The organism is Thalassotalea litorea, assembly GCF_005843925.1.
Lineage (GTDB): Bacteria > Pseudomonadota > Gammaproteobacteria > Enterobacterales > Alteromonadaceae > Thalassotalea_A > Thalassotalea_A litorea_A.
In genome coordinates this window covers 1-1,229 of the sequence record NZ_VCBC01000039.1, presented here as the reverse complement: position 1 = coordinate 1,229, position 1,229 = coordinate 1, and the positions used below count along the sequence as shown (strand labels likewise).

The window sequence follows — 1,229 nt, the reverse complement described above, 5'->3', positions numbered from 1 at the left end:
GCTGTGAGTTCAAGCGGTGAGTGCAACGCTATCCTTATACTAACTTGAGGAGCGACTGCATGAAACAGAAAAAGCGTGAATACTTTACCGCCGCGCAAAAAACAATTATCTGGGATAGATATAAGCAAGGCGATACTTTGCATGAAATCGCAAGGATGTTTAATCGCGGCCATACTTCAATTCAACCTACTATCTACAACGCCGGAGGGATTCGTCCTCCAGAAAGAAAGCGCCATCCTAGCTCACTTAGCCTTACTGAAAGAGAAGAAATCTCTAGAGGTTTAGCTTCCAAAAAGTCTCTCCGTGAGATCGCCAGGAAGCTCGGAAGGTCACCCTCAACTGTCTGCCGGGAAGTTAAACGACATGGCGGTTCAAAATGCTATCGAGCAAATAAAGCCGATAAAGTTGCATGGGAAAACACGAAAAGACCTAAAACTTGTAAGCTACTGGGGAACAAAGCATTATGCTTAATAATTGCTCGGAAAATGGCAACCGCATGGTCTCCACAACAAATATCCGGGTGGCTGAAACGGAAGTATCCCGATAAAGAGGAGCTCCATGTGTCGCATGAGACCATTTACAAAACCCTTTATATCCAGGCTCGTGGAGCATTAAAGAAAGAGCTACAAAAGCATCTGAGGACGCACAGGCCTGTTCGTAAGTCGAGAAAAACCACGCTAAAAGGCAAAGGTATAGGAGGCATTTCTGACGCAGTACCAATCAGTGAAAGGCCTGCTTCAGTAGAAGACAGAGCCGTTCCTGGACATTGGGAGGGTGACCTAATACAAGGTTCGAACAATAGCTATGTCGTCACATTAGTAGAGCGCCATTCACGATATGTAATGCTAGCCAAGGTTCCAAACAACAAAACCGTGACGGTTATAAAGGCTCTAATCAAACAATCGAAAAAGCTTCCTACAGAGCTATATAAATCACTTACTTGGGATAGAGGTGCAGAGCTTTCAAACCATAAAGACTTCACGTTAGCGACCGATATACAGGTGTATTTCTGCGATCCTAAAAGCCCGTGGCAGCGTGGCTCAAATGAAAACACGAACAGGTTGCTACGACAATATTTCCCGAAAGGTACTGACTTAAGCGTACATTCTCAGTTACGATTAAGTCAGGTTGCAAGACAACTTAATGAAAGACCGCGAAAGACGCTAGAATATGAAACACCTGCTGAACGATTTAATGAGTGTGTTGCGTCCATCGGTTGAACTCACAGC

General features: G+C 44.6%; 1 protein-coding gene. It reads left to right on the top strand.

What is annotated here, in order from left to right:
- Nucleotides 1-59: 59 nt before the first annotated feature.
- Entirely contained in the window at nt 60-1,220 is a 1,161-nt protein-coding gene (locus FE810_RS16990) for an IS30 family transposase (RefSeq protein ID WP_138321863.1), read from the top strand.
- Nucleotides 1,221-1,229: the final 9 nt, after the last annotated feature.